This window comes from Nocardia sp. NPDC058244, from assembly GCF_042882065.1.
GTDB lineage: Bacteria > Actinomycetota > Actinomycetes > Mycobacteriales > Mycobacteriaceae > Nocardia.
The window spans coordinates 42,649-66,213 of sequence record NZ_JBHVWX010000006.1 but is presented as its reverse complement, the minus strand read 5'-3'; the positions used below and the strand labels follow the sequence as shown (position 1 = coordinate 66,213).

The 23,565-nt window shown below is 70.0% G+C and carries 21 protein-coding genes and 2 tRNA genes; 9 read left to right on the top strand and 14 right to left on the bottom strand.

What is annotated here, in order from left to right:
- Positions 1-263: 263 nt before the first annotated feature.
- Entirely contained in the window at positions 264-1,688 is a 1,425-nt protein-coding gene (locus ACFVW6_RS19760) for a short-chain fatty acyl-CoA regulator family protein (RefSeq protein WP_355282861.1), read from the top strand.
- Positions 1,689-1,691: 3 nt separating this feature from the next.
- On the opposite strand, the gene recG is transcribed toward ACFVW6_RS19760, so the two are convergent.
- A complete protein-coding gene (gene recG / locus ACFVW6_RS19755) occupies positions 1,692-3,956 on the bottom strand; it encodes an ATP-dependent DNA helicase RecG (RefSeq protein WP_378832203.1) in 2,265 nt (754 codons plus the stop codon).
- Entirely contained in the window at positions 3,956-6,097 is a 2,142-nt protein-coding gene (locus ACFVW6_RS19750) for a DAK2 domain-containing protein (RefSeq protein WP_378832207.1), read from the bottom strand. Before ACFVW6_RS19750 ends, recG begins: the two co-directional genes overlap by 1 nt.
- A 288-nt stretch (positions 6,098-6,385) precedes the next feature.
- On the opposite strand from ACFVW6_RS19750, the gene rpmB reads away from it, so the two are divergent.
- The 3 genes from rpmB to ACFVW6_RS19735 all read left to right on the top strand — a co-directional run bounded on the left by rpmB (position 6,386) and on the right by ACFVW6_RS19735 (position 7,918).
- Positions 6,386-6,577: a 50S ribosomal protein L28 gene (rpmB, locus tag ACFVW6_RS19745; RefSeq protein WP_011210730.1), complete on the top strand. Its 192-nt coding sequence runs from the start codon at positions 6,386-6,388 to the stop codon at positions 6,575-6,577.
- Positions 6,578-6,658: 81 nt separating this feature from the next.
- Positions 6,659-7,120, top strand: a complete 462-nt coding sequence (locus ACFVW6_RS19740; protein WP_378832209.1) for a GNAT family N-acetyltransferase — start codon at positions 6,659-6,661, stop codon at positions 7,118-7,120.
- Positions 7,121-7,129: 9 nt separating this feature from the next.
- A complete protein-coding gene (locus tag ACFVW6_RS19735) occupies positions 7,130-7,918 on the top strand; it encodes an enoyl-CoA hydratase-related protein (protein WP_357344312.1) in 789 nt (262 codons plus the stop codon).
- Positions 7,919-7,925: 7 nt separating this feature from the next.
- Here ACFVW6_RS19735 and ACFVW6_RS19730 read toward each other — a convergent pair whose 3' ends face one another.
- The 3 genes from ACFVW6_RS19730 to ACFVW6_RS19720 are packed head-to-tail and all read right to left on the bottom strand — an operon-like array spanning position 7,926 to position 9,926.
- The gene (locus ACFVW6_RS19730; RefSeq protein WP_365007057.1) at positions 7,926-8,177 is read right to left on the bottom strand and encodes a hypothetical protein; all 252 of its coding nucleotides are present in this window, start codon (positions 8,175-8,177) and stop codon (positions 7,926-7,928) included.
- 49 nt (positions 8,178-8,226) lie between these two features.
- Positions 8,227-8,910 (bottom strand): uracil-DNA glycosylase, encoded by a 684-nt coding sequence (locus ACFVW6_RS19725; protein ID WP_355282844.1) that lies wholly within the window; start codon positions 8,908-8,910, stop codon positions 8,227-8,229.
- An 11-nt stretch (positions 8,911-8,921) separates the two neighbouring features.
- Complete coding sequence (locus tag ACFVW6_RS19720; RefSeq protein ID WP_378832469.1) at positions 8,922-9,926, bottom strand: thiamine-phosphate kinase; 1,005 nt, start codon at positions 9,924-9,926, stop codon at positions 8,922-8,924.
- A gap of 94 nt (positions 9,927-10,020) precedes the next feature.
- Between ACFVW6_RS19720 and ACFVW6_RS19715 the strand changes: the two genes are divergently transcribed.
- Positions 10,021-10,743, top strand: a complete 723-nt coding sequence (locus ACFVW6_RS19715; protein WP_378832213.1) for a DUF3515 family protein — start codon at positions 10,021-10,023, stop codon at positions 10,741-10,743.
- Positions 10,744-10,780: 37 nt separating this feature from the next.
- Here ACFVW6_RS19715 and ACFVW6_RS19710 read toward each other — a convergent pair whose 3' ends face one another.
- The gene (locus ACFVW6_RS19710) at positions 10,781-11,875 is read right to left on the bottom strand and encodes a D-alanine--D-alanine ligase family protein (protein ID WP_357344306.1); all 1,095 of its coding nucleotides are present in this window, start codon (positions 11,873-11,875) and stop codon (positions 10,781-10,783) included.
- 43 nt (positions 11,876-11,918) lie between these two features.
- The gene (locus tag ACFVW6_RS19705) at positions 11,919-12,914 is read right to left on the bottom strand and encodes an NAD(P)H-dependent glycerol-3-phosphate dehydrogenase (RefSeq protein ID WP_378832216.1); all 996 of its coding nucleotides are present in this window, start codon (positions 12,912-12,914) and stop codon (positions 11,919-11,921) included.
- A gap of 31 nt (positions 12,915-12,945) precedes the next feature.
- On the opposite strand from ACFVW6_RS19705, the gene cofC reads away from it, so the two are divergent.
- The 3 genes from cofC (at position 12,946) to ACFVW6_RS19690 (ending at position 16,808) form a co-directional block, all read left to right on the top strand.
- Positions 12,946-13,626 carry a 2-phospho-L-lactate guanylyltransferase gene (cofC, locus tag ACFVW6_RS19700; protein WP_378832218.1) on the top strand — a complete coding sequence of 227 codons (681 nt, stop codon included), beginning with the start codon at positions 12,946-12,948 and terminating at the stop codon, positions 13,624-13,626.
- 72 nt (positions 13,627-13,698) lie between these two features.
- Positions 13,699-15,867 carry an RNA degradosome polyphosphate kinase gene (locus ACFVW6_RS19695; RefSeq protein ID WP_378832221.1) on the top strand — a complete coding sequence of 723 codons (2,169 nt, stop codon included), beginning with the start codon at positions 13,699-13,701 and terminating at the stop codon, positions 15,865-15,867.
- 20 nt (positions 15,868-15,887) lie between these two features.
- Positions 15,888-16,808, top strand: coding sequence for an NUDIX domain-containing protein (locus tag ACFVW6_RS19690; protein ID WP_378832472.1), 921 nt, complete (start codon positions 15,888-15,890; stop codon positions 16,806-16,808).
- Between the two features lie 121 nt (positions 16,809-16,929).
- Here ACFVW6_RS19690 and ACFVW6_RS19685 read toward each other — a convergent pair whose 3' ends face one another.
- The 3 genes from ACFVW6_RS19685 to leuC form a co-directional block, all read right to left on the bottom strand.
- Entirely contained in the window at positions 16,930-17,604 is a 675-nt protein-coding gene (locus ACFVW6_RS19685; protein WP_357344301.1) for an HU family DNA-binding protein, read from the bottom strand.
- 156 nt (positions 17,605-17,760) lie between these two features.
- Positions 17,761-18,369 carry a 3-isopropylmalate dehydratase small subunit gene (gene leuD / locus ACFVW6_RS19680; protein WP_378832223.1) on the bottom strand — a complete coding sequence of 203 codons (609 nt, stop codon included), beginning with the start codon at positions 18,367-18,369 and terminating at the stop codon, positions 17,761-17,763.
- A 32-nt stretch (positions 18,370-18,401) separates the two neighbouring features.
- On the bottom strand, positions 18,402-19,826 hold the full coding sequence (gene leuC, locus ACFVW6_RS19675; RefSeq protein ID WP_378832226.1) for a 3-isopropylmalate dehydratase large subunit: 1,425 nt from the start codon (positions 19,824-19,826) through the stop codon (positions 18,402-18,404).
- Positions 19,827-19,889: 63 nt separating this feature from the next.
- Between leuC and ACFVW6_RS19670 the strand changes: the two genes are divergently transcribed.
- The gene (locus ACFVW6_RS19670; protein WP_218719237.1) at positions 19,890-20,591 is read left to right on the top strand and encodes an IclR family transcriptional regulator; all 702 of its coding nucleotides are present in this window, start codon (positions 19,890-19,892) and stop codon (positions 20,589-20,591) included.
- A gap of 44 nt (positions 20,592-20,635) precedes the next feature.
- Here the strand turns inward: ACFVW6_RS19670 and ACFVW6_RS19665 are convergent.
- The 4 genes from ACFVW6_RS19665 to ACFVW6_RS19650 all read right to left on the bottom strand — a co-directional run bounded on the left by ACFVW6_RS19665 (position 20,636) and on the right by ACFVW6_RS19650 (position 23,254).
- Positions 20,636-20,708 (bottom strand) — tRNA-Glu (locus ACFVW6_RS19665).
- Between the two features lie 28 nt (positions 20,709-20,736).
- Positions 20,737-20,808: transfer RNA gene (locus ACFVW6_RS19660), tRNA-Gln, on the bottom strand.
- 178 nt (positions 20,809-20,986) lie between these two features.
- On the bottom strand, positions 20,987-22,462 hold the full coding sequence (gltX, locus tag ACFVW6_RS19655) for a glutamate--tRNA ligase (RefSeq protein WP_378832230.1): 1,476 nt from the start codon (positions 22,460-22,462) through the stop codon (positions 20,987-20,989).
- 18 nt (positions 22,463-22,480) lie between these two features.
- Positions 22,481-23,254 (bottom strand): fumarylacetoacetate hydrolase family protein, encoded by a 774-nt coding sequence (locus ACFVW6_RS19650; RefSeq protein ID WP_355282817.1) that lies wholly within the window; start codon positions 23,252-23,254, stop codon positions 22,481-22,483.
- Between the last annotated feature and the right edge of the window lie 311 nt (positions 23,255-23,565).

Genomic DNA, 23,565 nt, shown 5'->3' with positions numbered 1-23,565 from the left:
GCACCTCGAACAACCCGGAGAACATGCTGAACAAGCGTATTTTTGCGTGCGACACCCAACGAATCGGCGAAGGTTGCGAAGATCGGGCGCTAGAGTCGGTGGGGTGATCTCCGACCGCTCCGGACCCCAGACCCGACCCACCGGTCTCTTCGCACGTTACGCACCGGTAGTCACAGGTAAAATCCCTTGCAGGACTGGGCTTCTCCCCAGACAATCACGATTTCGAGCGAACTTTGCAAACCCGGCGAGTTAGGATCTCCGGCGTGCGGAAGATGTACGCGGGGGCCAGGCTACGACGGCTGCGTGAAGAACGACGGATGACTCAGGCGGCGCTCGCGAAATCGCTGGATCTGTCCCCGAGTTATCTGAACCAGCTCGAACGCGATCAGCGCCCGCTCACCATTCCCGTTCTGCTGAAACTGAACTCGACCTTCGACCTGGACGTCCAGTTCTTCGCCGCCGACTCCGACGCGCGACTGGTCTCGGATCTGCACGAGGTCCTGGTGGAAGCCGCGGGTGGCGGCGACACCGCGCCGATCACCGAGGTCGAGGAACTCGCGACCCGGCTGCCCGAGGTGGCCCGCATCGTCATCGCCATGCACCGGCGCCTGCGCGCGGCCACCGATCAGCTCGACCTGCTGTCCTCCCGGGTGGACACGCCCAGCGGCGCGCCGGGCACGCCCATGCCCTACGAGGACGTGCGCGACTTCTTCTACGACCACCGCAACCACATCTCGACCCTCGATCACGCCGCCGAGCAGCTGTTCGAGGAGTCCGGGCTGAGTATCGGCTCACTGGACCGGCAGCTGGCCAGGATCGCCGAGGAACGCGCGGGCGTCACCGTGCTGGTCCGCGGCGACGGCGCCGACCCGACCATCCCCAAGCGCCACTACGACCCGGACACCCGCACGCTCACCCTGGCCCGGCGGCTGCGGCCCGGACAGCGTGCCTTCCAGATCGCGACCACCCTCGGCCTGCTGCTCTACGGGCGCGAGATCGACAACGTCCTCGCCGAATCGCGCGCGCTCACCGGGGAATCCCGCACGCTGGCCAGGGTCGGGCTGGCCAATTACTTCGCGGGCGCGCTGATCCTGCCTTACGGCCGCTTCCTGCGATCGGCGGAGGAACTGCGCTACGACGTCGACCTGCTCGCGCTGCGCTTCGAGGTCGGCTTCGAGACGGTGTGCCATCGGCTCAGCACCCTGCAGCGGCAGGGCCAGCGCGGGGTGCCGTTCTTCCTGGTGCGCACCGACCGGGCGGGCAATATCTCGAAACGGCAGTCCGCCACCGCGTTCCACTTCTCCCGGGTCGGTGGCAGCTGCCCGCTGTGGGTGACCCACGAGGCCTTCGCCCACCCTGGCCGCATCCTCACCCAGATCTCGGAGATGCCCGACGGTCGCCGCTACCTGTGGATCGCCCGGACCACCCCGGCCTCGGCGCAGGGCTTCGGCACGGCGTCGAAGAACTTCGTCATCGGGCTTGGCTGCGATATCGAGTACGCCGACCGGCTGGTGTACTCCCAGGGCCTGCAACTCGACGATCCGCAGGTGGCGGTGCCGATCGGCGCGGGCTGCAAGGTGTGCGAGCGACCCGCGTGCCCGCAGCGCGCGTTCCCGCAGATCGGGCGCCCGCTCGCGGTGGCCGAGCACACCAGCACCGACCTGCCGTATCCGCGCCTCCCGCGCTGAGCGTCAGGATTTCGCGAGGTACTCGATGCGCTCGCCGTCGACGGCGGCGTCCATCATCCCCGCCAGCCCGGGATGCTTCACCAGGCCGGGATCGTCGGCGACGACCCGCCTGGCCAGCTCCTGGGCGGCGGTGATCACCTCGAGGTCGTCGAGCAGCGACAGCAACCGCAGCGACCGGGCGGTGCCGGACTGGGCCGCGCCGAGCACATCGCCCTCGCGGCGCTGCCGCAGGTCGAGCACGGAGAGTTCGAAGCCGTCGGTGGTGGCGGCGACCGCCTCCAGCCGGGCCATCGCCGTGCCGCCGGGCGCTGCGTCGGTGATCAGCAGGCACAGGCCGGGATGCTTGCCGCGCCCGATCCGGCCGCGCAGCTGGTGCAGCTGACTCACGCCGAACCGGTCGGCGTCGACGATCACCATCACCGTCGCGTTCGGCACGTCGACGCCGACCTCGACGACCGTGGTGCAGACCAGGACATCGATGGCGCCGTCGTTGAACTGACGCATCACCTGGTCCTTCTCGTCCGACGGCAGGCGCCCGTGCAGCAGCCCGACCCGCACGCCGGACAGCGCGCCCGCGCTCAGCGTCTCGTACATCTCGACCGCCGCCTGGGTGGTCGGGCCTTCCTTCTCCTCGGCCGACTTCTTGCCCTTGGCGGGCGGGGCGTCGGGGTCCTCGCCGATGCGCGAGCACACCACATACGCCTGCCTGCCCGCGGCGACCTCTTCGAGAATGCGCTCCCAGGCCCGGTCCACCCAGCCCGGATGCAGCTTGCGCGGCACCACCTTCGACACGATCGGCGAGCGGCCCCTGGGCAGCTGGGTGAGAGTGGAGGTCTCCAGGTCGCCGAGCGTGGTCATCGCGATGGTGCGCGGAATCGGGGTGGCCGTCATCACCAGCAGGTGCGGGCTGATGCCGTCCTTGGCCTTGGCGCGCAGGGCATCTCGCTGTTCGACGCCGAAGCGGTGCTGTTCGTCGACCACCACCAGGCCGAGGTCGAAGAACTCCACCGCGTCCTGGATGAGCGCGTGCGTGCCGATGACCAGGCCCGCCTCGCCGGTCATCGCGTCCAGCAGCGCCGCCTTCTTGGCCGCCACCGACATCGAACCGGTCAGCAGCACCACCTTCGTCGACTGCTCGGCCGCGCCCAGCTCACCCGCGGTGCCGAGGTCACCGAGCATCGCCCGCAGCGACCGATAGTGCTGGGCGGCGAGGACTTCCGTCGGCGCGAGCAGCGCGCACTGCCTGCCGGCGTCGACCGCCTGCAGCATCGCGTGCAGGGCGACGATCGTCTTGCCCGAGCCGACCTCGCCCTGGAGCAGCCGGTGCATCGGGCGGGTGCGCGAGAGGTCGGCGGAGATCTCGTCGATCACCTGCTGCTGACCCTCGGTCAGCTCGAACGGCAGCCGCTCGTCGAAGGCGGCGGCGATGCCGTCGGTGCGCGGCGGACAGGCCGGGGCGGTGCGGCCCTCGACCTCGTGCCTGCGCTCGGCGAGCACCAGTTGCAGGGCCAGCGCCTCGTCGAAACGCAGGCGGTCCCTGGCCTTCTCGATGTCGAGCTTGTGCTCGGGCAGGTGGATCAGCCGCAGCGCGTCAGACACCTCGAGCAGGTGACGTTCCGCGCGCAGGTCGGCGGGCAGCGGGTCCTCGATCGGGTCGAGCTGGTCGAGGATCTGGCGGATGCAGGCCAGCAGGTCCCAGCTCTGCACCTTCGCGGTCGCCGGGTAGACCGGCACGAATTCGCGCTCGAAGAACGACGCGTCCACGCCCCCGGCGCCTTTCGCGCTCTGCGCCAGCCCGCGCAACGCGCCGCTGCCGCGCACCGAGGTCAGCTCCTCGACACCGGCCTCGGCCTTGTCGGGCAGGATCAGATAGTCGGGGTGCGAGAGGTTCCAGCGGTCGGGGCGCCACCAGTGCACGGTGCCCGACATCATCGCCCGCACACCCTCTTTCACCAGGTAGCGCACCTTGTCGCCGTTGAAGAAGGTGGCCTCGATCGGGCGGGCGGCGCCGGTGTCGAGCTGCACCTTCAGCAGCGAGCCGCGCCGGTTCTTCATCGGGCGCAGTTCGGTTTTGGTGATCCGGCCGATGACGGTGATGTGCGCGCTCTCCTCCGGTTCCTCCTCGGTGAGCGGCTGCCCCTGGGTGGCGTAGCGGACGGGATAGTGGCGCAACAGGTCCTCGACCGTGGCCATGTCGAACGCCTCGGTCAGCCGGTCGGCCGCCTTCACTCCGAGCACGTGGTCGAGCCGGTCACTCAACGTCGCCATCACTCGACCCCTATCTGCACCAGATCCGCTTGCTGCCCACCGGAATACACCACGACCTCGACTCCGGGGAAACCGGCCGTCACGTGCTCGGCCAGGACCGCGCCCAGTTCGGGACCCGCGTCGGCGCCCATCAGCAAGGTCACCAGTTCGCCGCCGAGACCGAGCATCCGGTTCAGCAGGATGCGGCCCGCGCCGACGACATCGGGGTCGATGACCACGACGTCCTGGCCGACCAGGCCGAGTCCGTCACCGGGCGAGCACATTCCGACCATGGTCAGGGCGCGCACCCGCGCCGGGCGCAGCGCACCCCAGCGGGTGGTCGCGGCCGCCTCCGACATCGCGAAGGCGTCGTCGACGGCGATCCGGCCGCGATCGTGGACCGCGAGCGCGGCCAGGCCCTGCACCATCGACGCGCTCGGCAGCAGCAGGACGTCACGTGACCCGTCACGGGCGGCGACACCGGCGGCCACGAGTTCCTGCGCGGGCAGCGCGCCGTTGGGCAGCACGAGGACTTCCCGGTTCGGCATCGCGCGGATGGCGGTCAGCAGGGCGGTCGTGTCGAGCTGGCGGTCCCCGCGCAGCACCACCGCGCCCGCGTCCTCGAACAGGCGGGCGGCCGCCGCGCCGGAGGCCACGGCGAGGATGCCCCGGTCGGCCGGCGGGTTCACCTCGGGCCCGCCCGAGCTACCGTCGACCGTCGGCCTGCCCGGTGTCGCCGTACCGGTGCCCGCTGCGTGGGGGAACGCACTGCCCGCGTCCGCTGCCCCGGCGACCTGCGCCGCCACCACCTCGCCGGTGCGGCGCGGACCATCGGCGCGCGCGCCGTCGCACGCCGCGTCGGCGGCGAGGTGCTCGGCATGTCCGCCGTGGGGCGCGGTCACCGCGAAGCTCTCGATGCGGATGCCGGTGACGGTGCCGATCGCGAGGCCGGCCTCGATCGCCGCGCCCGCGTCGCGGCAGTGCACGTGGGCCGACCAGGTGCTGTCACCGTCGCCGACCACCACGACCGAGTCACCGAGGACGGCGAGCCGGTCGCGCAGGCCGCCCGCCGCGGCCTCGTCGGTGCCCGAGATCACGTACATGACCTCGAAGTGCGGGTCGGGGGAATCGCGGTGGCCGTCCCAGGAGTCGGCCTCGGTGGTCCGTGCGTCGGACAGGATGGCCGGACGTTCCCGGCCATCGACGGCCGGCGATCGGGCGAGGTCGCCGGGGCGCTCACCATCGGGCCGGTGGTCATCGGCGCCGGACCTGCGCTGGGCTGCGCCCGACCGGTCGGCCCGGAGATAGCTGTCCCTGGCCGGCGCCTGCCCGCAGACCTGCGTCACGAGGGAGTCGAGCAGGACCAGCAGTCCCCTGGCGCCCGCGTCGACGACCCCGGCCGCCCGCAGGACACCCAGTTGCGCCGGTGTCTCGTTCAGCGCACGTGCGGCGCCCTCGGCCGCCGACTGCGCGACGGAGACGAGCGAGAGGTCCGCCGAACCGGCGGCCGCGACGGCGGCGCGATCGAGCACGGTCAGGATCGTGCCCTCGACCGGGGCGCTGAGGCCGGTGCGCACGAGCACCGCTGCCCGCCGCAAGGCCGTCCGCAACCGTTCCCCGGTCAGCGGGCCCCCGACTACCGCCTCGGCGATCCCGCGCAGTACCTGCGACAGGATGATTCCCGAGTTCCCCCGCGCGCCCGTCGTCGCGCCGCGCGCGAGCGCCTGCGCGACGAGATGCGCGGGCACCTCGGTACCGGCACGACGATCGCCCACGTCAGCGGCACCGATCGATGCCCGGCCACGGCCCACCGGTGCACCGCGGTCGTGCCCCGAGGCGGTCGCCGTGCCGCCCTCCGCGTCCGGGTAGCCGGCGGTTGCCGAGCCGTCACCGATACCGAGATCGGCGGCCGTGGACACGGCGCGATCAGCGGTCCGGTCGGGACGTGTCGTGTCGGGGACGGCGCGTTCGGCCGCGGCGACGGCCGCGCGCATGGTGGCGAGCAGGTTGGTGCCGGTGTCGGAGTCGGCGATGGGGAACACATTGAGCGCGTCGATCTCGGCGCGGCGTAGTTCCAGATCGGTGCGGCAGGTCCTGGCCCAGTCCAGCAGCTCGGCGCCGTCCAGCGCCTCCCGCACCTGCGACACCGTCACCTCGCTCACTGTTTGCCGTGCCCGCCCGCCGGGCACCGCACGCCAGGTTAGCGCCAGCGACCGACAGGGGTATGCTGAGCGCGGACGGGCCCGTCATCCGGGCCGTACCCGGCGTGTCGACCGGGACACCCGGTTTGGAAGTTCACGGCCCGGCCAGCTACCCTTGCAGGGTTGCCTCGCGCGGCCATCCGGTCTGCGCTGGCCGACGCGAGTCGGCAAGGCATTTAACGACATCAGTTTCCGGTACAGCGGGCATCCGTGCGCGCTGACCGCTTATGACATGAAGGAGCTCGCGACATGGCTGCCGTTTGCGACGTCTGCGCCAAGGGCCCCGGTTTCGGGAAGTCGGTCTCGCACTCGCACCGGCGCACCAACCGTCGCTGGAACCCGAACATCCAGACCGTGCGTGCGCAGGTTGCCCCTGGCAACACCCGCCGGATGAACGTGTGCACCTCCTGCCTGAAGGCGGGCAAGGTCGTCCGCGGCTGATTCTCAGCCCGTACATTCTGCCGACAGTGCCCCGGCACCCCGCGTGGGTGGTCCGGGGCTTTGTCGTCGATGGGGGCCGACGTGGCTGACTGGCGCCTCGAGGCGCTGACCGCCGAGCGGGTCACCGAGCTCGCCGCCTGCCACATCGCGAGCTGGCGGGAGGCCTACGACGCCCTGGTGCCGGGCCACGTGCTGTCCGGCTTCGATCTCGAACGCTCCGCGCTCACCTGGGAACGCCGCCGCACCGACGGCGCGCACCGGCTGCCGATCGCGCTGGCCGGTGACCGGCTGATCGGCTTCGCCTCGGCGACCGAGTTCGAACTGGAAGCGCTCTACATCCGCGCGGCCTGGCACGGCACCGGCGTCGCCGACGCCCTGATCGAGTCCGCCGCCCCCGGCTCGCCGTGCACGCTGTGGGTGTTCGGCGACTATCCGCGCGCCCACGCCTTCTATCGCAGACACGGCTTCGCCGACACCGGGGTTCGCCGGGTCGACCCTTTCACCCTGCTGCCCGAACAGTGGTGGCGGCGCGGCGCTCGCTAGGGTGACGCCATGAGTACCACCGAACCGGTCACCGCCGTCACGGTCGTCGACGGCGTCCTGCAGCTGCCGATCGCCACCGCCGCCGCGGGCACCTCGATGAATTTCGACCTGATCAACGCGGGCACCGAGGCCCTGCGCGCCCTCGATCCCGAGGTCGGCGCCGTGCTGCTCACCGGCACCGGCGCCAACTTCTGCGCGGGCGGCAACGTCCACCATTTCGCCGGCGCCGAGGACCGTGGCGCCTACCTGCACCAGCTCGCCTCCGAGCTGCACGACTTCGTGCGCGCGCTGGCCGCGACGCCGGTTCCGGTCGTCGCCTCGGTGCACGGCTGGGCCGCGGGCGCGGGCATGAGCCTGGTGTGCGCCGCCGATATCGCGATCGGTGGCCCGTCGACCAAGCTGCGCCCCGCCTACCCGGGCATCGGCCTGAGCCCCGACGGCGGCATGTCCTGGCTGCTGCCCCGAATCGTCGGGAAGAGCCGGGCCGCCGAGATCCTGCTCACCGACGCCGTGCTCGGCGCCGACGAGGCCGTGCGCCTGGGCATCCTGAGCCGCACCGTCGCCGACGACGAGGTGCGCGCCGAGGCGCTGCGGGTCGCCCAGAGCTTCGTCACCGGCCCCCGCACCACCTACGCGGCCATGAAAAAGCTGCTGGCCCAATCGCCGACGGCGACTCTGGACCAGCAGCTCGACGCCGAACGCGACAGCATCGCCGCCGCCGCGAACGGCGCAACCGGCCGGGAAGGCGTGGATGCCTTCGTCGGCAAGCGCAAGCCCGAGTACCTCGGGCTGAGCTGACTCGACGTCAGCAGGCGGCGCCGAGGGCGCTGAAGGTGTTCTGCAGCAGGCAGGTCACCTTCGCGTTCACGCCGGAGGAGATGGTGGAGGTGCCGGTGGAGGTCCACTCCTCACCGATCTGGGTGGTGGCGACCGGCGCGGCCTGCTCGTCGTAGGGCTCGAGCGCGAGGCCCGCCGCGTTGGCCGAGGCGGCGCCCGCGGTCAGGGCGGCGGCGACGGCGGCGGTCGCGACGGCGGCGCGAACGGTGGTGATGTGCATCGGGTTGTGCTCCTTCATCATTTTCTTCTGGTGCGGGCGACGCCCCGGGTCAGGGCAGCCGCCAGTCGACGGGTTCGGCTCCGAGTTCGTCGAGCAGTTCGTTGACCCGGGAGAAGGGCCGCGAACCGAAGAATCCGCGCGAGGCCGACAACGGTGAGGGGTGGGCCGATTCGAGGTAGGGGATCTCGGCCTCGGTGAGGGTCGGCTTGAGCGAGCCCGCGTCGCGCCCCCACAGCACGGCGACCAGCGGCTCGTCCCGGGCGACCAGCGCCCGGATGGCCTGCTCGGTGACCGCTTCCCAGCCCTTGCCGCGATGCGAGGCCGGGGTGCCTGGCGTCACGGTGAGCACCCGGTTCAGCAGCAGCACGCCCTGATCCGACCACGGGCTCAGGTCGCCGCAGGTGGGCGTATCGAAGCCGAGGTCCTTGCTGTACTCGGCGAAGATGTTGGACAGGCTGCGCGGCACCGGCGAGACATCAGGGGCGACAGAGAAACTCAGCCCCATCGCGTGGCCCGGCGTCGGGTAGGGATCCTGGCCGACGATCAGCACGCGCACGGCGTCGAACGGACGGCGGAACGCGCGTAGCACGTTCTCCCCGGCGGGCAGATAGCCCCGGCCCGCGGCATTCTCGGCGCGCAGGAATTCGCCCATCTCGCTGATCCGGTCGGCCACCGGTTCCAGTGCCCGGGCCCAGCCCGGATCGATGATCTCCGACAGTGGTTTGGCACCCATGACCGCACAACCTATCGGTTCCGGGCGCCGGGCGTGGCGTCCGCCCCACGGAACGATTCCCAGCCGGTGCCGCCGGTCGGCGCGGCACCGTCCACGGTGACGCCGCTGCCTGCGGTGACGACCCCGATCGGCCGCCAGCCCGGCGGCAGCGCGGTGCCCGCCGGCCAGGTCCCCGCGAAGGCGTGGTCCTCGCCGCCGGCCAGAATCCATTGCGCCGCATCGACATCGAGCAGTGCGGCGACCGCGGCCAGTTCGGGGTCCGTCAGTGCCGCGCTGTCCACGTCGACAGCGACGCCCGAGGCGGTCGCGAGATGACCCAGGTCGGCGAGCAGTCCGTCCGAGACGTCGGTGAGCGCGGTCGGCACCGCACCCCCGGCGACATCGAGCACCGTGGCATAGGGCGGCTGCGGAACCCGATGCGTCGCAAGGGCATGCGCGAAGGCCGGATCGGAAGGGTCGGCGTCGCCGGACAATACGGCCAGCCCGGCCCCGGACCACCCGAGTTCGCCCGCCACCGCGACGATGTCGCCGACCTGCGCGCCGGAACGGGTGAGCGCCGCCCGGCCACCGAGGTCGCCGAACGCGGTCACCGAGACGACCAGCTGGTCGCTGCGCACCAGATCGCCGCCCGCGACGGACCCGCCCGCGCGCCCCGCCTCGGCCCACATGCCGTCGGCGATGCCGGTCACCACCGAAACGGGGGTGTCGGCCGGGCAGCCGAGCGCGACGACGAACGCCGTCGGGCGCGCGCCCATCGCGACGATGTCGGCGGCGTTCTGCGCGATGGCCTTGCGGCCGATGTCCTCGGGCGCCGACCAGTCGCGGCGGAAGTGCCTGCCCTCGACGAGCATGTCGGTGCTCACCACGAACCGCCCGTCGGGCGCGGCGACCAGCGCGGCGTCGTCACCGGGCCCGAGCAGCACGTGCGGCGCCTGCTCGCGGTTCGCGGTGATCCGGTCGATCAGGGCGAACTCACCCAGCTCACGCACCGTCTGCGGACGGCTGTCCTCGCTGATGACCGGCCCCTTCCCAGTGTGCTGCTGACCGACGAAATCGCCCCGACGGTACCCTTTCGGAGGCGATCGGACACAACGGAAGGACCAGACGGTTATGGCGGCGGATTCGTCGGACCCGACAGCGGCGGACGACCGGGACGACACGTCCCCGGGTGGCGACACCCCCGAAGCCACGACCGACCGGTCCGCGACCGGCGCGGCAGCCGAGTCGACGGACGCGAGTTCCACCGACGGCACGGCGAAGCCGACCACCCGGACACAGCCGGACTCCGAGGACGACGACGCGTCGACGCCCTACTCCCCCGCGCTCATCGCCACCGCCGTCGCCCTGCCGATCGTGCTGATCGTCGGCGTCCTCGTCGCCGCCTTCATCGCCCTGCGCGCTCCCGTCGAACGCGAGCCCCTCGCCCTCGGCCCGGTCCCCGCCCCGGCGGCCGACAGCCCGGCCTGCCAGGCGCTGCTCCCGGCCCTGCCCGCCGATCTCGGCGAGTACACCAAGTCCACCCTGGTCGAACCGGCGCCACCGGCCACCCGGGCCTGGCAGCACCCCGACGGCGGCGAGCCGATCGTGCTGCGCTGCGGCCTGGACCGGCCGCTCGAATTCAACCGCGCGTCCCCGCTGACGGTGATCGACGGCGTGAAGTGGTTCCAGGTCCGCGACGAGGTGGGCAAGGTCGGCACCTGGTTCGCCGTCGACCGCGAGACCTACGTCGCCCTGACCGTCCCCGACGGCTCGGGCACCGACGCCATCCAGACCGTGTCCGGGGTGATCACCGCGAATCTCCCCGCCCGCGAACCGACCCCGGGCGAGCTCTGACCTTCGGCGGCCGAACGCGTGGTGGTCGAGCCTGCTGTCAGCGCAAACCGGTGCCGCGCGCGACAGCTGTTTCGATCAACGTCGAGACGAGAGCCGGGTAGTCGACACCGGTCGCCTCCCACATCCGCGGGTACTGCGAGATCGGGGTGAAGCCGGGCATGGTGTTGATCTCGTTGATCACCGGACCGTCGGCGGTGACGAAGAAGTCGACCCGGGCCAGGCCCTGGCAGTCCAGGGCGCGGAAGGCGCGCACCGACAGCTCGCGGATCTGGTCGGCGACCGCGTCGTCGAGCTTGGCCGGGACGTCGAATTCGCAGACGTCGTCGAGGTACTTGGTGGCGAAGTCGTAGAACTCCGGGGCCGCGGCGTCGGCGTCGGGCATCCGGATCTCGGAGACCACGCTGGCCCGCACCTGACCGTCGGCGAATTCCAGGACGCCGCACTCGACTTCGCGGCCGACGATGCCCGCCTCCACGATCACCTTCGGATCGTGTTCGCGCGCGGCCGCGACGGCGGCGTCCAGATCGGCCCAGTCGGTGATCTTGGTAATGCCGATCGACGACCCGCCGCGCGCGGGCTTCACGAACGCGGGCAGGCCGAGGCGCGCCCGCTCGTCCGCGGTCAGCGTCGCCGTGCCGGGGCGCAGCACCACCTGCACGCCGACCGGCAGCCCCTCGGCGGCCAGCAATTTCTTGGTGAACTCCTTGTCCATGCCCGCGGCACTGGCCAGCACGCCCGCCCCCACATAGGGGATGCCGGCTAACTCGAGCATGCCCTGGAGTGTCCCGTCCTCGCCGAACGGACCGTGCAGGATCGGGAACACCACATCGACACCGCCCAGTGCGGCGCCGGGATCGTCGAGGGCGACCAGCGCGCCACCGCGGCCCGGGTCGGCGGCCAGGGTGAGCGCGGTGCCCGCCGCGTCGACCGCGGGCAGCGCGTCATGGCTGAGTTCGAGCGCGCCGAGGCCGTCGGCGAGCACCCAGCTGCCGGTGGTGGTGATGCCGATCGGCACCACCTCGTAGCGCTCGGGATCGAGGTTGCGCAGCACACTGCTCGCCGACACACACGAGACGGCGTGCTCGCTGCTGCGCCCGCCGAAAACCACGGCCACCCTGATCCGGTTCGTCATGAACGTCACCGTAACCGGTCGGCCGACCTGCGGCGCTATCGACCTACTCGGGTTTGATCCGCCTGCCGAGCAAACTGTCGACCGCCTCGCTGACCGAAAGACCCTCGTGACACACCCGGTGTACCGCGTCGGTCAGCGGCATCTCCACGTCGTGCGCGGCCGCCAGGGCCCGCACCGATGTGCACGACTTCACACCCTCGGCCACCTGCCCATTGGTCGCCTCCTGCGCCGCCTGCATCGACCCGCCCGCGCCGAGCACGTGCCCGAAGGACCGGTTGCGTGACAGCGGCGAGGTGCAGGTGGCCACGAGATCGCCGACCCCGGCCAGCCCGGCCAGGGTGACCGGTTGCGCGCCGAGCGCGACCCCGAGCCGGATGACCTCGGCCAGCCCGCGGGTGATCAGGCTGGCGATCGTGTTGTCGCCCAGCCCCATCCCCGAGGCGATCCCGCACGCCAGCGCGATGACGTTCTTGCACGCGCCACCGATCTCGCAGCCGATCACGTCGGTGTTGGTGTACGGCCGGAAATACCCGGTGGCGCAGGCCCGCTGCGCGGCCCCGGCCCGCTCGGTGTCGCTGCACGCGATCACGGTGGCCGCGGGCTGCCTTTCGACGATCTCGCCCGCGAGATTCGGGCCCGACAGCACCGCGATGCGGCCCGGCTCGGCCCCGGTGACCTCGGCGATCACCTGACTCATCCGCAGCAGCGTGCCGGTCTCGATGCCCTTGGCCAGGCTCAGCAGGGTGGCGTCGGGGTCGATGTCGCCCTTCCACCGGTCCAGATTCGCGCGCAGCGACTGCGAGGGCACCGCGAGGACGACCAGGTCGGCGCCGTCGAGCGCGGCCCGGTGATCGTCGGTGGCGCGCACGGGTGGCAACTGCACGCCGGGCAGGTAGAACGGATTGCGGTGCTCGCTGTCGAGCGCCTGCGCCACCTCGTTCCGTCTGGCCCAGATCGTGACCTCGGTCCCCGCCTCAGCCAACACCTTCGCGAACGCGGTGCCCCACGACCCCGCACCCATAACCGCCGCCCTCGTCATCAGCTCAATATGCCATGTAAGGATTGATGTCATGCGTCCGCACACCGTGCACGCCGTGATGGCGGTCAAGCACATCGATCGGGCCAAGAGCAGGCTGGCCGACGTGCTGACTCCCGAGCAGCGCGGTCAGCTGGTGCTGGCCATGTTCGCCGATACCGTCGTGGCCGCGACCGCCGTGCCGGAGGTGCTGTCGCTGACGGTGGTCACCCCCGATCCGGTCGTCGCGGCCCGCGCCCGCGAGCTCGGCGCGCACGTCCTCGGCGAGCCCGCCGGCGCCCCCGATCCGCTCAACGCGGCGCTGTCCGCGGGCGCGGCCGACGTGCGCGACCGGCACGGCCCGGCCCATCTGCTGGCGCTGCAAGCGGATTTGCCCGCATTACGCCCGGCCGAACTGGCCGACCTGCTCACCGTCGCCCCCGACGGCGTCCGCTCGGTGGTGATCGACCACACCGGGACCGGCACCGCGGCATTACTGGTCCGCGACACGACCGCCGCGCTGGCGCCCCGATTCGGCGCCGACTCCGCCAACGCGCACCGCGCCGACGGCGCGCGAGCGCTCGCCGGACACTGGCCCGGCCTCCGGTGCGACGTGGACACCCCCGCCGACCTCGCCACCGTCCACGGGCTCGGCGTCGGCCCGCACACCACGCGCACGCTCCGCGAATTCGCGCTGTCCGGTCACTTCGGTGATCCGGTTCGCACCGTGTGCTAGCCGATCGCCGCCACTGACCAGGATCGGACGAACGCGGCAACGTCATACTGCGGACTGCCCGGTTCGTAGGGGATGATTGACAGCGTGAGCGATACGGAAACCATCAAGCAGCAGTCTCCGATTTCCCCGCCACCTGCGGCCGCCACCGCCTCGGGCGGTGACCCGACGGCGCAGCGATTGCCCAGAGATCGCTACCTCAACCGCGAGCTGAGCTGGCTGGACTTCAACGCCCGCGTGCTGGCCCTCGCCGAGGACGCCTCGTTACCGCTGCTCGAACGCGCCAAGTTCCTGGCGATCTTCGCCTCGAACCTCGACGAGTTCTACATGGTCCGGGTCGCCGGCCTGAAACGCCGTGCCGAGACCGGCCTGTCCGTGCGCTCCGCCGACGGCCGCTCCCCGTCGGAACAGCTGGAGATGATCGCCGCCCGCGCCCAGGAACTCGCCGAGCGGCACGCGCACGTGTTCCTCGACGAGGTGAACCCGGCGCTGGCCGCGGAGGGCATCGACCTCATCGGCTGGGCCGATCTCGACGACGATGAACGGCAACGGCTCTCGGGCTACTTCACCGATCAGGTGTTCCCCGTGCTCACCCCGCTGGCCGTCGACCCGGCGCACCCGTTCCCCTATATCTCCGGCCTGAGCCTCAACCTGGCGGTGACGGTGAAGGACACGGGCACCGGCGGCGAGCACTTCGCCCGCGTGAAGGTGCCCGACAACGTCGACCGGTTCGTGCGCGTGCGCCGCACCAAGGCGCCCTCGGCGATCGCGGCGTTCCTGCCGATGGAAGACCTCATCGCCGCGCACCTGGACCTGCTGTTCCCCGGCCTGACCGTGGTCGAGACGCATTCGTTCCGGATCACCCGCAACGCCGACTTCGAGGTCGACGAGGACCGCGACGAAGACCTGCTGCAGGCGATGGAACGCGAACTCGCGCGGCGCCGTTTCGGCAAGCCGGTGCGGCTCGAGGTCTCCGACGACATGACCGAGCACATGCTGGAGCTGCTACTACGGGAGCTCGAGGTCGACCCCGCCGACGTCATCCAGGTGCCCGGCCTGCTCGACCTGTCCTGCCTGTGGCAGGTCTACGGCGTCGACCGGCCCGATCTCAAGGACGCGCCGTACGTTCCGGCCACTCCGGCGGCCTTCGGCGAGCGCGAGACGCCACGCAACGTCTTCGCGGCGCTGCGCGAGGGCGACGTGCTGGTGCACCACCCCTACGATTCGTTCTCCACCAGCGTGCAGCGCTTCATCGAGCAGGCCGCGGCCGATCCGCAGGTGCTGGCGATCAAGCAGACGCTGTACCGCACCTCCGGTGACTCACCCATCATCAACGCGCTGATCGAGGCCGCCGAGGCGGGCAAGCAGGTCGTCGCGCTGGTCGAGATCAAGGCCCGCTTCGACGAGCAGGCCAACATCAAATGGGCCCGCGCGCTGGAACAGGCGGGCGTGCACGTGGTCTACGGGCTGATCGGCCTCAAGACCCACTGCAAGACCTGCCTGGTGGTGCGGCGCGAGGGTTCGACCATCCGCCGCTACTGCCACATCGGCACCGGCAATTACAACCCGAAGACCGCGCGCCTGTACGAGGACGTCGGGTTGTTCACCGCCGCACCGGAGATCGGCGCCGATCTGACCGACCTGTTCAACTCGCTGACCGGGTACTCCCGCAAGGAGGACTACCGGAATCTGATGGTCGCCCCCCTGGGTGTGCGGGCCGGCATCATCGAGCGGATCGACCGCGAGATCGAGCTGGCCGGGGAGGGCTTCGACGCCCGGATCCGGCTCAAGGCCAACGCGATCGTCGACGAGCAGATCATCGACGCGCTCTACCGGGCCTCCCAGGCGGGCGTGCCGGTGCAGATCGTGGTGCGCGGCATCTGCGGCCTGCGTCCCGGGGTGCCGGGCCTGAGCGAGAACATCGAGGTGCGCTCGATCCTGGGCCGGTTCCTGGAGCACTCCAGGGTGATCGAGTTCCGGGCCCAGGAGCAGACCTGGATCGGCAGCGCCGACATGATGCACCGCAATCTGGACCGCCGCGTCGAGGTCATGGTGCAGGTGAAGGATCCGCGCCTGGTCGAACAGCTGGCCGTGGTGTTCGATTCGGCGCTCGATCCGATGACCCGCTGCTGGGTGCTCGGCCCGGACGGCACCTGGCAGGCCAGCCCCACCGACGCCGACGCCGACCAGGTGCGCGATCACCAGCAGTTCCTGATGCGACTGCGTCGCCCTGATCAGCCGTGAGCAAGGACGCACAGACCGCGATGCATGATCCCCGGGTCCGACCCAATATCCATGCCGCGGGCGCGGTCCTGTGGCGCGAGAGCGCCGCGGGGCCCGAGATCGCGGTGATCCACCGGCCCAAGTACGGCGACTGGTCGCTGCCCAAGGGCAAGCTCGACCCCGGGGAGACCCCGGTGGTCGCCGCGGTGCGCGAGGTCGGCGAGGAAACCGGCCTGCCGTGCACGCTCGGGCGCTATCTCGGGCACGTCACCTATCCGATTCCCGGCCACCGGCAGCTCAAGCGGGTCGACTACTGGGCCGCGGAGGCGGCGGCGGGCGAGTTCGCCGTCAACGCCGAGGTCGACCAGCTGCGCTGGTTCCCGCTCGACCAGGTGATGGATCAGCTGTCGTATCCGATGGACCGTCAGGTCATCCGGATGTTCGCCCGGCTGCCCGCGCGGACGAACACGGTGCTGCTGGTCCGCCACGCCAAGGCGGGCAAGCGCGCGCGTTTCGACGGACCCGACGAGTTGCGCCCGCTCGAGCCCGCCGGCGAGCAGCAGGCGAAGGCTTTGACACCGAATCTGCTGGCGTTCGGCGCATCCGAGATCCATTCGGCCGATCCGCTGCGCTGTATCCAAACCGTGACCCCGTTGGCGGAACAGTTGAACGCCGAAATCAATTGCGAGCCAATGTTTTCCGAGCAAGGTTACGATTCAGCGAAAAGCGCCGCGCGGCAACGATTTCTGTCGTTGGTAACGGATCGGGGTGTGCCGGTGGTGTGCAGTCAGGGCGGGGTGATTCCGGATCTGACGCAGTGGCTCGCCGAGCGGGGTGGGCTCACCCTGCCGCCCGCGCGCAATCGCAAGGGCAGCGTCTGGGCATTGTCGTTCGTTGCGGACCGATTGGTCGCGGCCGACCATATGGACCGCTCGCTCTCGACGGGAATCGTCACCGCCTGAGTCGCGCGCAGCGCCCCCGAAACAGCCGAAACGGCCCCGGATTCCCGGGGCCGTTCTCGGTCCAGTGGTGGGTGATGCGGCCTACGTGCACATTCCCCGACCTGATCCCGCTGCGGCGGGATCAACGAGCACGACGGGTGGCTGTCTTCTTCGCAGCAGTCTTCTTGGCAGGAGCCTTCTTGGCGGCCGTGGTCTTGGCCGCGGTGACCTTCTTGGCCGGCGCCTTCTTGGCCGCCGCCGTGACCTTCTTGGCCGGAGCCTTCTTGGCCGCGGTCACTTTCTTTGCCGCTGTGGTCTTCTTGGCGGCGGTGGCCTTCTTCGCTGCCGCCGTCGTGGTCTTCTTGGCGGCGGGTGCCTTCGTGGCTGCCTTACGGGCGGTGGTCTTGGCCGGACCCTTCGACGGCGTCGCCTTCTTGGCGGCGGTCTTCTTGGCCGCCGTCTTCTTGGCTGCCGCCTTCTTCGCCGCCACCGGGGCGTTCACGCCACGCTTGACGGCGGGCCCGGACGCGGCCAGCTTCTGCTTACCCGCGATCACCGCCTTGAACTGAGCGCCCGGCCGGAAGGCAGGCACCGAAGTCGCCTTGACCTTCACGGTTTCGCCGGTACGGGGGTTGCGGGCAACCCTGGGGGCACGCTTGCGCTGTTCGAACACACCGAATCCGGTGATGGTGACGCTTTGACCTTTGTGCACGGCGCGAACGATGGTATCGACCACGTTCTCGACAGCCGCAGTTGCCGTGCGCCTGTCCGTACCCAACTTTTCGGTCAGAACGTCGATCAGTTCCGCCTTGTTCATTGAATCCTCCGCAGACTAATGGCCCGTCGTCGGACCGACTAGGTACCACGGTAAACCCAGTTTGAGCAAGAGTCTATGTGCCACGCCAAAATTCATGTGGTTTAGCACACGTCCAGCTACCGCCCCCAGGGAAGCGCCACTAAGCGTCCCAGGTGATTACGCCTGCGAAATAGGCTCCGGCAGCGTCACGGGTTTCCATGACGGCCTTCCCTTTTCGAACTCGCCGATGACGTCGGCCTGCCGCAGCGTGAGGCCGATGTCGTCCAAACCCTCCAGCAGACGCCACCGGGTGTAGTCGTCAATATCGAACGGCAACACGACGGTTCCCGCCGTCACGGTGCGTGCGGTCAGGTCGACAACCAATTCGAGGCCGGGCTGTTCCTCGATCAGCTTCCACAGCATTTCGACATCGTTCTGTGACATCTGCGCGGCCACCAGGCCGCCCTTCCCCGCATTCCCGCGGAAGATGTCGGCGAAACGCGACGAGATGACCACCCGAAAGCCGTAGTCCGACAGCGCCCACACCGCGTGCTCTCGCGACGATCCGGTGCCGAAATCCGGCCCGGCCACCAGCACGCTGCCGTGGCGGTACGGCTCGGTGTTCAGAATGAAGTCCGGATCGGCCCGCCAACCGGCGAACAAGCCGTCCTCGAAACCCGTGCGGGTCACTCGCTTCAGGTAAACGGCCGGGATGATCTGGTCGGTGTCGACATTGGACCGGCGCAGCGGGACCCCGATGCCTTTGTGAACAGTGAAGGCTTCCATAACGATTCTCCTTCGATCGTGGTGGTCGGGGCTCAGGCCAGATCGGCGGGCGAGGACAGGGTCCCGCGGACCGCCGTGGCGGCCGCGACCAGGGGCGAGACCAGGTGGGTACGGCCACCCTTGCCCTGCCTGCCTTCGAAATTGCGGTTCGACGTCGACGCGCAGCGCTGGCCCGGCTCGAGCTGATCGGGATTCATGCCCAGGCACATCGAGCAGCCCGCCTGGCGCCATTCCGCGCCTGCGGCGGTGAAAATCTCGCCGAGTCCTTCTTTTTCCGCCTGGGCGCGCACCTTCATGGAGCCGGGAACGACCAGCATTCGCACGCCGTCGGCCACATGACGGCCCTTCAGCACATCGGCGACGGCCCGCAAATCCTCGATCCGGCCGTTGGTGCAGGATCCGACGAAAACGGTGTCGACGGTGACCTCACGCAGCGGCATCCCCGGCGTCAGGTCCATGTAGCGCAAGGCCTTCTCGGCGGCGTCGCGCTCGTTCTCGTCGGCGATCTGGGCCGGATCCGGCACATTCGCGCCCAGCGGCAGGCCCTGACCGGGGTTGGTGCCCCAGGTGACGAACGGGGTCAGCTGGTTCGCGTCGATGTGGACCTCGGCGTCGAAAGCCGCGCCGTCGTCGGTCTTCAGTGCCTCCCAGGCGGCCACCGCGGCGTCCCAGTCGGCGCCCTGCGGCGCGTGCGGCCGGCCCTTCAGGAATTCGTAGGTCACCGCGTCGGGGGCGATCATGCCGGCGCGAGCGCCCGCCTCGATGGACATGTTGCAGATGGTCATCCGCGCTTCCATCGACAGCTTGCGGATCGCCTCGCCGCGATACTCCAGCACATAGCCCTGGCCGCCGCCGGTGCCGATCTGGGCGATCACGGCCAGGATCAGGTCCTTGCTCGTGACGCCGGGGGCCAGTTCGCCGTCGACGGTGATGGCCATCGTCTTGAACGGGCGCAGCGACAGCGTCTGGGTGGCCAGCACGTGCTCGACCTCGCTGGTGCCGATGCCCATCGCCAGCGCGCCGAACGCGCCGTGGGTGGAGGTGTGGCTGTCACCGCACACCACGGTCATGCCCGGCTGGGTCAGGCCCAGCTGCGGGCCGACCACGTGCACGATGCCCTGCTCGACGTCGCCCATCGGGTGCAGCCGGACGCCGAACTCGGCGCAGTTGCGCCGCAGGGTCTCGACCTGGGTGCGCGAGATCGGGTCGGCGATCGGCTTGTCGATGTCGACGGTGGGGACGTTGTGGTCCTCGGTCGCGATGGTGAGATCGGGCCTGCGCACCGGACGGCCCGCCGCGCGGAGCCCGTCGAAGGCCTGCGGGCTGGTCACCTCGTGCACGAGATGCAGATCGATGTAGATCAGGTCGGGTTCGCGGGCGGAACCTTCACCTTCGCCGGGGACGACGACGTGCTGGTCCCACACCTTCTCGGCCAGTGTGCGGGCGCGCTCGGCCATTGCTTCATCACCTTTCGACGGACATACCTGGAATCTCAAGATATGAGACGTTAGTATCGTTCTATGAGACAGCATAGCGGTATCGGGGTCCTCGACAAAGCCGTGGCGGTGCTCTATGCCGTCGCGGACGAGCCATGCGGTCTCAACGACCTGTGCACCCGCACCGGCCTGCCCCGCGCCACGGCGCACCGGCTGGCGGTCGGGCTGGAGACGCACCGGCTGCTGGCACGTGACGGCAACGGGCTGTGGCGTCCCGGCCCCGCGCTCACCGAACTGTCGGCGGGGGCCGCCGATCCACTGGTGGAGGCCGCAGGGGCCATTCTGCCCCGCCTGCGGGAGATCACCGGCGAGAGCGTCCAGTTGTACTGCCGCGACGGCAACGCGCGCGTCTGCGTGGCCGCGCTGGAGCCGCCCGTCGGCCTGCGCGACACCGTGCCGGTCGGCTCCCGACTACCGCTCACCGCGGGCTCGGCAGCCAAGGTCCTGATGGCGTGGGCCGATCCGGAGCTCCAGCGCACCGTCCTGGCCGACGCGGTGTTCGGCGACCGCGCGCTGGCCGAGGTGCGCAAGCGGGGCTGGGCGCAGAGCGCGGCCGAACGCGCGCAGGGCGTGGCGAGCGTCTCGGCGCCGGTGCGCGACGCGGCGGGCGTGGTGGTGGCCGCGGTCTCGGTGTCGGGCCCGATCGATCGGATGGGCAGGCGGCCGGGCGCGCGCTGGGCCGCCGATCTGGTGGCCGCCGCCGAGGCGCTGCACAAGCGGCTGTAAACGAAGAAGACCCCCGGTCGAATTCGACCGGGGGTCTTTCTTTGTAGCCCCGACGGGATTTGAACCCGCGCTACCGCCTTGAGAGGGCGGCGTCCTAGGCCGCTAGACGACGGGGCCAGGACGATCTCACCGAAGTGAAATCTTGCTGGGGTACCAGGACTCGAACCTAGAATGGCTGAACCAGAATCAGCTGTGTTGCCAATTACACCATACCCCAAGGATGGAAACGTCCGACCTCCCTCTCACCGGCTGGTTGTCGGTGTTGCGAGGCCGTGTTCCGCGGCGAGGAGAAGATTACCAGCCACAGTGGGGTAAACTACAAATCGCCTGGTCAGGAGCCTATTTTTGACTGTTTCGACCGTTCCGGGGCGGCGCGGACGCCGCCCCGGACGCGCTCACTGCGCGGCGGGCACCCAACCGCGGGCGGCGCGGAGCCGGTCGAGCGAGACCTCGCGGCCGAGCAGCTCCATCGACTCGTAGAGCGGCGGGCTGATGTGCGAGCCCGTCACCGCGACGCGCACCGGCGCGAACGCCTTGCGCGGCTTGAGCCCCAGATCGTCGATCAGCGCCTTCTTCAGCGCCTCTTCCAGGGCCGGAGTGGTCCACTCGGTCAGCGGCTCCACCGCGGCGATGGCGGCGTCGAGCACCGGGTCGGCCTCCGCACCGAGGTTCTTGCCGCCCGCGGCCTGGTCGATCGCGAACTCCGCCGGCGCCACGAACAGGAATTTCAGCAGGTCCCAGGCATCGCCGAGCACGACGATGCGGGTCTGCACCAGTTCGGCGGCGGCGAGGAAGGTCTTCTCGTCGATTTCGGCGCCGATATGACCCTGCGCCGTCAGGAACTCGCGCAAACGGTGGCCGAAATCACCCGGCTCGAGCAAACGAATCTGCTCGGCATTGATGGCATCGGCTTTCTTCTGGTCGAATCGGGCCGGATTCGAATTGACCGTCGAAATGTCGAACGCGGCCACCATCTCGGCCATCGAGAACACGTCGCGGTCCTCGGCGATACCCCAGCCGAGCAGGGCCAGGTAATTCAGCAAACCCTCGGGGATGAATCCACGGTCCCGGTGGACGAACAGATTCGATTCGGGGTCGCGCTTGGACAGCTTCTTGTTGCCCTGGCCCATCACGAACGGCAGGTGACCGAACTGCGGGGTGAACTCCGCGACCCCGATACGCTGCATCGCCGCGTACAACGCGAGCTGGCGCGGCGTCGAGGACAGCAGGTCCTCACCACGCAACACATGGGTGATCTTCATCAACGCGTCGTCGACCGGATTCACCAGCGTGTAGAGCGGATCGCCATTACCCCGGGTGAGCGCGAAATCGGGCACGGTGCCGGCCTTGAAGGTGGTTTCCCCGCGCACCAGATCATTCCAGCCGAGATCTTCGTCCGGCATCCGCAGCCGGATCACGGCGGGCCTGCCCTCGGCCCGATACGCCGCGATCTGCTCGGCGGACAGGTCGCGATCGAAGTTGTCGTAACCCAGTTTCGGGTCGCGACCGGCCGCGCGATGGCGCGCCTCGACCTCCTCCGGCGTGGAGAAGGACTCGTAGGCCTCGCCCGCCTCGACCAGCTTGCGCACGACCTCGAGATGCTGATCCCGGCGCAGCGACTGCCGGTACGGCTCGTACGGACCGCCGACCTCGGGGCCCTCGTCCCAGGTCAGGCCCAGCCAGCGCAGCGCGTCCAGGATCGCCCGGTAGGACTCCTCGGAATCGCGTGCGGCGTCGGTGTCTTCGATGCGGAAGACGAAACTGCCGCCGTGACGGCGCGCGTACGCCCAGTTGAACAGTGCCGTGCGGATCAGGCCGACGTGCGGCGTGCCGGTCGGCGACGGGCAGAAACGGACCCGTACTTCAGTCATGACTCTCTCTCCGCGGTATCAGCGCTTGGTGGCAACAGGATTGGTGAGGGTGCCGATGCCCTCGACGGTGACCGACACGTTCTGCCCGGCCGCCAGCGGGCCGACGCCTTCCGGTGTGCCGGTGAGGATCACGTCACCGGGCAGCAGGGTCATCACGGTCGACACCCACTCGATGATCTTCGGGATGTCGTGCAGGAACAGCGACGTGCGGCTGCGCTGGCGGACCTCCCCCTCGACCTCGGTGACGATCTCCAGATCGCTTGGATCGATGGCGGTTTCGATCCACGGGCCGAGCGGGCAGAACGTGTCGTAGCCCTTGCCCCTGGTCCACTGCCCGTCGTGGCGCTGCTGGTCACGGGCGGTGACGTCGTTGGCGACGGTGTAGCCCAGGATCACCTCGGCGGCCTTCGCGGCGGGCACGTCCTTGCACGGACGGCCGATCACCACGGCCAGCTCGCCCTCGTAGTCGACCTGGGAAGAGCTGGGCGGCAGGATGATCGGCGCGTTCGGGCCGACGATCGCGGTGTTGGGCTTGAGGAAGATGACCGGGTCGGCCGGCGCCTCGCCGCCCATCTCGGCCGCGTGCGCGGCGTAGTTCTTGCCGATGCAGATCACCTTGCTCGCCAGGATCGGGGCCAGCAGGCGGACATCGGCCAGCGGCCAGCTCCGGCCGGTGAACGTCGGCGAGCCGAACGGGTGTTCGGCGATCTCCTTGGCGGTGGCATCGCTGCCGTCACCTTCGATGCTGACGAACGCGACTCCATCGGGACTGGCAACTCGACCTAAGCGCATGCCCCGGAGTCTATCGAGACGCGCCCACCTGCCCGAACGCGCCCGGGATGCCGGACGCGCGCGGTCATGCGCGCGCGCACCGGATGCGGGAAAGCTCACACCGATGTGATTCGAAGCCGCTGCCCGCCTGCGACATTCGCCACCCGCGCCGCGGCCGCCGGTTGTGATCTGTCAGACACCGAATCGAGGGGCGCCATTCGGCGGTCACGGGTGTACCGTGAACCCAGATGTTCACCACATGAGACATCGATCTCAAATATTGAGATGCAATCGTGCAATCGGGCGAGGTGAGAATCGTGACAGAGGTGCGG

Bases quoted from the DNA above. Each gene is read 5' to 3' on its own strand.
- ACFVW6_RS19715 (WP_378832213.1), top strand. From the start codon at position 10,021: ATGGCGGCGGATTCGTCGGACCCGACAGCGGCGGACGACCGGGACGAC.
- leuD (WP_378832223.1), bottom strand. From the start codon at position 18,369: ATGGAAGCCTTCACTGTTCACAAAGGCATCGGGGTCCCGCTGCGCCGG.
- ACFVW6_RS19705 (WP_378832216.1), bottom strand. From the start codon at position 12,914: ATGACGAGGGCGGCGGTTATGGGTGCGGGGTCGTGGGGCACCGCGTTC.
- ACFVW6_RS19685 (WP_357344301.1), bottom strand. From the start codon at position 17,604: ATGAACAAGGCGGAACTGATCGACGTTCTGACCGAAAAGTTGGGTACG.
- ACFVW6_RS19725 (WP_355282844.1), bottom strand. From the start codon at position 8,910: ATGGGTGCCAAACCACTGTCGGAGATCATCGATCCGGGCTGGGCCCGG.
- recG (WP_378832203.1), bottom strand. From the start codon at position 3,956: ATGGCGACGTTGAGTGACCGGCTCGACCACGTGCTCGGAGTGAAGGCG.
- ACFVW6_RS19735 (WP_357344312.1), top strand. From the start codon at position 7,130: ATGAGTACCACCGAACCGGTCACCGCCGTCACGGTCGTCGACGGCGTC.
- ACFVW6_RS19710 (WP_357344306.1), bottom strand. From the start codon at position 11,875: ATGACGAACCGGATCAGGGTGGCCGTGGTTTTCGGCGGGCGCAGCAGC.
- ACFVW6_RS19730 (WP_365007057.1), bottom strand. From the start codon at position 8,177: ATGCACATCACCACCGTTCGCGCCGCCGTCGCGACCGCCGCCGTCGCC.
- ACFVW6_RS19670 (WP_218719237.1), top strand. From the start codon at position 19,890: ATGAGACAGCATAGCGGTATCGGGGTCCTCGACAAAGCCGTGGCGGTG.
- rpmB (WP_011210730.1), top strand. From the start codon at position 6,386: ATGGCTGCCGTTTGCGACGTCTGCGCCAAGGGCCCCGGTTTCGGGAAG.
- ACFVW6_RS19690 (WP_378832472.1), top strand. From the start codon at position 15,888: ATGCATGATCCCCGGGTCCGACCCAATATCCATGCCGCGGGCGCGGTC.
- cofC (WP_378832218.1), top strand. From the start codon at position 12,946: ATGCGTCCGCACACCGTGCACGCCGTGATGGCGGTCAAGCACATCGAT.
- leuC (WP_378832226.1), bottom strand. From the start codon at position 19,826: ATGGCCGAGCGCGCCCGCACACTGGCCGAGAAGGTGTGGGACCAGCAC.
- ACFVW6_RS19650 (WP_355282817.1), bottom strand. From the start codon at position 23,254: ATGCGCTTAGGTCGAGTTGCCAGTCCCGATGGAGTCGCGTTCGTCAGC.
- gltX (WP_378832230.1), bottom strand. From the start codon at position 22,462: ATGACTGAAGTACGGGTCCGTTTCTGCCCGTCGCCGACCGGCACGCCG.
- ACFVW6_RS19695 (WP_378832221.1), top strand. From the start codon at position 13,699: ATGATTGACAGCGTGAGCGATACGGAAACCATCAAGCAGCAGTCTCCG.